The sequence below is a fragment of the Streptomyces sp. NPDC059649 genome (genome assembly GCF_042734445.1).
Classification (GTDB): Bacteria; Actinomycetota; Actinomycetes; order Streptomycetales; family Streptomycetaceae; genus Streptomyces.
Window position 1 is genome coordinate 120,779 of the sequence record NZ_JBHWDV010000023.1, and the last position, 7,364, is coordinate 128,142.

6 protein-coding genes are annotated in these 7,364 nt (G+C 70.3%); all 6 read left to right on the top strand.

Annotated elements, in window-relative coordinates; genetic code table 11:
* The first annotated feature begins 151 nt into the window (after positions 1-151).
* Complete coding sequence (locus ACFV1J_RS23260) at positions 152-2,035, top strand: acetolactate synthase large subunit (RefSeq protein WP_385860859.1); 1,884 nt, start codon at positions 152-154, stop codon at positions 2,033-2,035.
* Between the two features lie 28 nt (positions 2,036-2,063).
* Positions 2,064-2,588: an acetolactate synthase small subunit gene (gene ilvN, locus ACFV1J_RS23265; protein ID WP_360949218.1), complete on the top strand. Its 525-nt coding sequence runs from the start codon at positions 2,064-2,066 to the stop codon at positions 2,586-2,588.
* Positions 2,589-2,717: 129 nt separating this feature from the next.
* Positions 2,718-3,716, top strand: a complete 999-nt coding sequence (gene ilvC, locus ACFV1J_RS23270; RefSeq protein ID WP_385860862.1) for a ketol-acid reductoisomerase — start codon at positions 2,718-2,720, stop codon at positions 3,714-3,716.
* A 269-nt stretch (positions 3,717-3,985) separates the two neighbouring features.
* On the top strand, positions 3,986-5,578 hold the full coding sequence (gene serA, locus ACFV1J_RS23275; RefSeq protein ID WP_385860864.1) for a phosphoglycerate dehydrogenase: 1,593 nt from the start codon (positions 3,986-3,988) through the stop codon (positions 5,576-5,578).
* A gap of 311 nt (positions 5,579-5,889) precedes the next feature.
* Complete coding sequence (locus ACFV1J_RS23280) at positions 5,890-6,492, top strand: PRC-barrel domain-containing protein (protein ID WP_385860866.1); 603 nt, start codon at positions 5,890-5,892, stop codon at positions 6,490-6,492.
* 89 nt (positions 6,493-6,581) lie between these two features.
* Positions 6,582-7,169: a TetR/AcrR family transcriptional regulator gene (locus ACFV1J_RS23285; protein WP_385860868.1), complete on the top strand. Its 588-nt coding sequence runs from the start codon at positions 6,582-6,584 to the stop codon at positions 7,167-7,169.
* Positions 7,170-7,364: the final 195 nt, after the last annotated feature.

Genomic DNA, 7,364 nt, shown 5'->3' on the forward strand with positions numbered 1-7,364 from the left:
GACAGCGCGTCGGCTGAAGCTGGGGCCTTTACGCCACCCAGCAGACCGCACCGACGCGCTCCCCTCGCTTGCCACCCGGCACGAGGGGTTTTTTGTTGCACAGCAACCTCACAAATCCCGTCAAAACCCTCAGCTTCGAGAAGAGACGCAGATGACCGAGCAGGCCTCCGGGGCCCACCATCCGCAGCCGCGGGCCCGTAACACCGGCGGACCGCAGCAGTCCACCCCCGTCGAGCACGTCACGGGTGCGCAGTCCCTCATCCGTGCGCTGGAGGAGGTCGGGGCCGACACCGTGTTCGGCATTCCCGGCGGTGCGATCCTGCCGGCCTACGACCCGATGATGGACTCCTCGAAGGTCCGGCACATCCTGGTCCGCCACGAGCAGGGCGCCGGACACGCCGCGACGGGATACGCGCAGGCCACCGGCAAGGTCGGGGTCTGCATGGCCACCTCGGGCCCGGGTGCCACCAACCTCGTCACCCCGATCGCGGACGCCCACATGGACTCCGTCCCGCTGGTCGCGATCACCGGTCAGGTGGCGTCGAAGGCGATCGGCACGGACGCCTTCCAGGAGGCGGACATCTGCGGCATCACGATGCCGATCACCAAGCACAACTTCCTGGTCACCGACCCGGCCGAGATCCCCAAGACGATCGCCGAGGCGTTCCACATCGCCTCCACCGGCCGTCCCGGCCCGGTCCTGGTCGACATCGCCAAGGACGCCCTGCAGGCGCAGACCACGTTCAGCTGGCCGCCGCACACCGACCTGCCCGGCTACCGCCCGGTGACCAAGCCGCACGCCAAGCAGATCCGCGAGGCCGCCCGGCTGGTCACCGAGGCCAAGCGCCCGGTCCTCTACGTCGGCGGCGGCGTCCTCAAGGCCGGTGCCACCGCCGAGCTCAAGGTGCTCGCCGAGCTGACCGGCGCCCCGGTCACCACCACCCTGATGGCGCTGGGCGCCTTCCCCGACAGCCACCCGCAGCACGTCGGCATGCCCGGCATGCACGGCTCGGTCACCGCGGTCACCGCGCTGCAGAAGGCCGACCTGCTGATCACCCTCGGCGCCCGCTTCGACGACCGGGTCACCGGCAAGCTGGACTCCTTCGCGCCGTACGCCAAGGTCGTGCACGCCGACATCGACCCGGCGGAGATCGGCAAGAACCGCGCCGCCGACGTGCCGATCGTCGGTGACGCCCGCGAGGTCATCGCCGACCTGATCGTGGCCGTCCAGGCCGAGCACGACGCCGGCCACAAGGGCGACTACAGCGCCTGGTGGAAGGACCTCAACCGCTGGCGGGAGACCTACCCGCTGGGCTACGACCTGCCGGAGGACGGCAGCCTCTCCCCCCAGCAGGTCATCGAGCGGATCGGCAAGCTCGCCCCCGCCGACACCATCTACGCCGCCGGCGTCGGCCAGCACCAGATGTGGGCCGCCCACTTCATCGACTACGAGCAGCCCGCGACCTGGCTCAACTCCGGCGGCGCCGGGACCATGGGCTACGCCGTGCCCGCCGCGATGGGCGCCAAGGCCGGCCAGCCGGACCGCACGGTCTGGGCGATCGACGGTGACGGCTGCTTCCAGATGACCAACCAGGAACTGGTCACCTGCGCGCTGAACAACATCCCGATCAAGGTCGCGATCATCAACAACGGCGCGCTGGGCATGGTCCGCCAGTGGCAGACCCTCTTCTACAACCAGCGCTACTCCAACACCGTGCTGCACAGCGGCCCCGAGGCGGCCGGCGCCGCCCCGGCCGGCGGCCCGGCCGCGGGGCCCTCGCGCGGCACCCGCATCCCGGACTTCGTCAAGCTCTCCGAGGCCATGGGCTGCGTCGCGCTGCGCTGCGAGGACCCGGCCGACCTCGACAAGGTCATCGAAGAGGCCAATGCCATCAACGACCGCCCGGTCGTGATCGACTTCATCGTCCACGAGGACGCCCAGGTGTGGCCGATGGTCGCCGCCGGCACCTCCAACGACGAGGTCATGGCCGCCCGGGGCGTGCGTCCCGACTTCGGCGACAACGAAGACGACTGAGACGACGAAGAGCGAAAGAGAGAAGACCATGTCCAAGCACACGCTCTCCGTCCTGGTGGAGAACACCCCCGGCATCCTCGCCCGGATCGCCGCGCTGTTCTCCCGCCGCGGCTTCAACATCGACTCGCTCGCCGTCGGGGTCACCGAGCACCCCGACATCTCCCGCATCACCATCGTGGTCAGCGTCGAGTCGCTGCCGCTGGAGCAGGTCACCAAGCAGCTCAACAAGCTCGTCAACGTCCTGAAGATCGTCGAGCTGGAGCCCGGCTCCGCGATCCAGCGCGAACTGGTCCTGGTGAAGGTCCGCGCGGACAACGAGACCCGCTCGCAGATCGTCGAGATCGTCCAGCTCTTCCGCGCCAAGACCGTGGACGTCTCGCCCGAGGCGGTCACCATCGAGGCCACCGGATCCAGTGAAAAACTGGAGGCGATGCTGAAGATGCTGGAGCCGTTCGGCATCAAGGAACTGGTGCAGTCCGGCACGATCGCCATAGGCCGTGGCGCCCGTTCCATCACGGACCGCTCGCTGCGCGCGCTGGACCGTACGGCCTGACGTCCCGCCACCGGCCGGACCGCGGACGACCGCCCGCGACGACCGGACCGTATGGCGAGACCCCCCGCCCTTCCCGACCCCGCCCGACGTACTGTGTGGGCACCCGCTAGATCCAAGGAGAAACCCGAAGTGGCCGAGCTGTTCTACGACGACGACGCCGACCTGTCCATCATCCAGAACCGCAAGGTCGCGGTGATCGGCTACGGAAGCCAGGGCCACGCCCACGCGCTGTCCCTGCGCGACTCGGGCGTCGACGTGCGCGTCGGTCTGCACGAGGGCTCCAAGTCCAAGGCCAAGGCCGAGGAGCAGGGCCTGCGCGTGGTCACCCCGGCCGAGGCCGCCGCCGAGGCCGACGTCATCATGATCCTCATCCCGGACCCGATCCAGGCCAAGGTCTACGAGGAGTCCATCAAGGACAACCTGAAGGACGGCGACGCGCTGTTCTTCGCCCACGGCTTCAACATCCGGTTCGGCTTCATCAAGGTCCCGGCCGGCGTGGACGTCGCCCTGGTCGCCCCCAAGGGCCCGGGCCACCTCGTGCGCCGCCAGTACGAGGAGGGCCGCGGCGTCCCGGCGATCGCCGCCGTCGAGCAGGACGCCTCCGGCAACGCCTTCGCGCTGGCGCTCTCGTACGCCAAGGCCATCGGCGGCACCCGCGCCGGCGTCATCAAGACCACCTTCACCGAGGAGACCGAGACCGACCTGTTCGGTGAGCAGGCGGTGCTCTGCGGTGGCGCCTCGGCGCTGGTCAAGGCCGGCTTCGAGACCCTGGTCGAGGCGGGCTACCAGCCCGAGATCGCGTACTTCGAGTGCCTGCACGAGCTGAAGCTCATCGTGGACCTCATGTACGAGGGCGGCCTGGAGAAGATGCGCTGGTCGGTCTCCGAGACCGCCGAGTGGGGCGACTACGTCACCGGCCCGCGGGTCATCACCGACGCCACCAAGGCCGAGATGAAGAAGGTCCTCACCGAGATCCAGGACGGCACCTTCGCCAACAACTGGATGGCGGAGTACAACGCCGGTCTGCCGAAGTACAACGAGTACAAGAAGGCCGACGAGGACCACCTGCTGGAGACCACCGGCAAGAAGCTGCGGAAGCTGATGAGCTGGGTCGACGACCAGGCGTGAGCCCGGTGGACAGGGGGTCGCGAAAACTCGCGGCCCCCTCGTCCGTATGACCGCCGCGCACCGCCGCGGCGCCTTGTCCACCGCGTAGAACCACGCACGGGTGATCCTTCCGCAACGGCACAGGACGCGCCCCCCACCGCCACTACACTGCCCATCACAAGCGCGTTCAGGCTCACAATGTCGTGCGTCTTCCACGCGGCTTTCCCCCTTCACCGCCTTCGGCCGTCGGGACGGCCGTCCGCGAAGGACTAGTGAGGACTGAAGACCACGTGAGCTCGAAACCTGTCGTACTGATCGCCGAGGAACTGTCGCCCGCCACCGTCGACGCCCTCGGCCCGGACTTCGAGATCCGGCACTGCAACGGCGCGGACCGCGCCGAGCTGCTCCCCGCCATCGTCGACGTCGACGCCATCCTGGTGCGCAGCGCCACGAAGGTCGACGCCGACGCGATCGCCGCCGCCAAGAAGCTGAAGGTCGTCGCCCGCGCCGGCGTGGGCCTGGACAACGTCGACGTCTCCGCCGCCACCAAGGCCGGCGTGATGGTCGTCAACGCCCCCACCTCCAACATCGTCACCGCCGCCGAGCTGGCCTGCGGTCTGCTGGTCGCCACCGCGCGGAACATCCCGCAGGCCAACACCGCGCTGAAGAACGGCGAGTGGAAGCGCAGCAAGTACACCGGCGTCGAGCTCAGCGAGAAGACCCTCGGCGTGGTCGGCCTCGGCCGGATCGGCGTCCTGGTCGCCCAGCGGATGTCCGCGTTCGGCATGAAGGTCGTCGCCTACGACCCGTACGTCCAGCCGGCCCGCGCCGCGCAGATGGGCGTCAAGCTGCTGACCCTGGACGAGCTGCTGGAGGTCGCCGACTTCATCACCGTCCACCTCCCCAAGACGCCGGAGACCATCGGTCTGATCGGCGACGAGGCGCTGCACAAGGTCAAGCCGTCGGTCCGGATCGTCAACGCCGCGCGTGGCGGGATCGTCGACGAGGCGGCGCTGGCCAGCGCGCTGAAGGAGGGCCGGGTGGCCGGCGCCGGCCTGGACGTCTACGCCGTCGAGCCCTGCACCGACTCCCCGCTGTTCGAGTTCGACCAGGTCGTGTGCACCCCGCACCTGGGCGCCTCGACGGGTGAGGCGCAGGAGAAGGCCGGTATCGCGGTCGCCAAGTCGGTGCGGCTGGCGCTGGCCGGCGAGCTGGTGCCGGACGCGGTCAACGTCCAGGGCGGCGTGATCGCCGAGGACGTCAAGCCCGGACTGCCGCTGGCCGAGCGACTCGGCCGGATCTTCACCGCGCTGGCCGGCGAGGTCGCGATGCGGCTCGACGTCGAGGTCTACGGCGAGATCACCCAGCACGACGTCAAGGTGCTCGAACTCTCCGCGCTCAAGGGCGTGTTCGAGGACGTGGTGGACGAGACGGTGTCCTACGTCAACGCCCCGCTGTTCGCGCAGGAGCGCGGCGTCGAGGTGCGGCTGACGACCAGCAGCGAGTCGCCCGAGCACCGGAACGTGGTCACCGTGCGCGGCACGCTCGCCGGCGGCGAAGAGGTGTCGATCTCCGGCACGCTCGCCGGCCACAAGAACGTCCAGAAGATCGTGGCGGTCGGGGAGCACTCGATCGACCTCACGCTCGCCGACCACATGGCGTTCATGCGCTACACCGACCGCCCCGGCGTCGTCGGCACGGTCGGCCGGATCCTGGGCGAGGCGGGCATCAACATCGGCGGCATGCAGGTCTCGCGGGCCGATGTCGGCGGTGAGGCGCTGGTCGTGCTGACCGTCGACGACACCATTCCGGCGAACGTGCTCAGCGAGATCTCCGAGGAGATCGGCGCGACGTCCGTACGCGCGGTGAACCTCGGTCACTGACCGGACGTTTCCGCAGGCCAACGGGCCCGGCTCCCGCCTCGGCGGGGACCGGGCCCGTCCGCGTGCCGGCATCGTACGGACGCCCCGCGGATACCGCGCGGGCGGATGGACCGCTCCGGACGAGGGGCCGGACCGGTCCCGCATTCACCCGAATGGCGTAGTGAGGGTGAGGCCGGGGGAGCCCCGGCAGGGCTCTGGGGGCCGCCCGACCCGGCACCCCCCGGGCCCTCCCGAGTCGCAAGCCGGAAGCGGGCGTCGCGCAATGGGAACTGCGCGTGCCCCCCGCCGGCGCGTGTGGAAGGAGCACATCCATGAACGCACCTCTGGGAGACACTCCGCGGACGCTGACCGGCCTCCATGTGGTCGATGCGGACGGCGCGAGGATGGGCACGGTGCAGCAGGTCTACCGCGACGACGCCACCAACGAGCCCGAGTGGATCACCGTGCGCACCGGGCTGTTCGGACTGAAGGAGACCTTCATCCCGCTCGCCGGGGCCCGCCGGACCGGCGACGAACTGCACGTCCCGCACACCAAGGCGACCATCAAGAAGGCCCCGCGGATCGACGCCGAGGGCCACCTCGACCCGTCCGAGGAGACCGAGCTCTACCGCCACTACGGGCTGATCCGCCCCCTCGGCACGGACGCGGCGATGCCCACCGGGTCGCGTCCCGGCACGGCGGCCGGCACCCCGCCGCGTACGCCGGACGAGCCCGCGCCCCCTACCCGCGCGGGCGGCGAGCGCAACAAGCTGTTCGACCGGCCGATGGCCGGAACCGGAGCGGGCGAACGCGGCCGCGAGGGCCCGGCGGACGCCGATACCCGGCGCCACACCGAGCAGACGCCCGAGGCCCCGCTCCCGGAGGAGCGGCGGCGGAGGGGCCCCGAGGAGCCGGGGCCGGAACGGGGCCGGTGACCACCTCGCCACCGCACATACAACTGTCTGGGACATGCGTCTAGGACGCTCGTCTGGAACGGCCGTATGCCGGCGATTAGGCTGCAGTCATGGGACACCGTGAAGATCTTCTGGAAGGCGCCAAGCGCTGCCTGCTGGAGAAGGGGTACGCGCGCACCACCGCCCGCGACATCGTGGCCGCCTCCGGCGCCAACCTCGCCTCCATCGGCTACCACTACGGCTCCAAGGACGCCCTGATGCGGCAGGCGGTGATCGCCTCCAGCGAGGAGTGGGGCGCGGGCATGGCCGAGGCGCCGGCCGCCGCGGAGGGCACGCGGGCCTCCGCCGATCCGCTGGAGCGGTTCGCCGAGAGCTGGGACCGGGTGCTCCAACGCATCGCCGAGGAACCGGAGTTCATCGCCGCCCAGGTCGAGGTGCTGGGGCTGCTGCCGCGCGACGAGGGCCTGCGGGAGGCGATCGGGGCCGTACTGCCGGAGGGCGGCGAGGGGCTCGTCGCACTCTTCGAGGGCGTCCCCGACACGGAGGTCGACGCGGAGGCGGCCCGCATCGTCGGCCCCTTCTACCAGGCCCTGCTCACCGGCCTGATGGTGCAGTCCCTGATCACCCCGGACACGCTTCCTACGGGCCACGACCTGGCGGAGGCGCTACGACGCGTGTCGGCGGGCGCGGTGCTTTGACGCTTTGCGGTGCCTCCGCACGTACCTGTCTGCGGCGCCGCGGGTCCGCTGCGCTTTGCGGCGCCGCGTACGTACCTGTCTGTCCCGCCGCGGGTGTTGTTCGCCGTTGCGCCTGCGGCGGGCTGGGTTGTTGTGGGTGCGGTGACGGGCCTCCGGGGCCTTGTTCGTGGACTGCTTCGCTTTACGTCCACGAAC

Excerpts from the sequence above, each read along its gene's own strand:
- ACFV1J_RS23260 (WP_385860859.1), top strand. The coding sequence starts at position 152 with ATGACCGAGCAGGCCTCCGGGGCCCACCATCCGCAGCCGCGGGCCCGT.
- ilvN (WP_360949218.1), top strand. The coding sequence starts at position 2,064 with ATGTCCAAGCACACGCTCTCCGTCCTGGTGGAGAACACCCCCGGCATC.
- ACFV1J_RS23280 (WP_385860866.1), top strand. The coding sequence starts at position 5,890 with ATGAACGCACCTCTGGGAGACACTCCGCGGACGCTGACCGGCCTCCAT.
- ACFV1J_RS23285 (WP_385860868.1), top strand. The coding sequence starts at position 6,582 with ATGGGACACCGTGAAGATCTTCTGGAAGGCGCCAAGCGCTGCCTGCTG.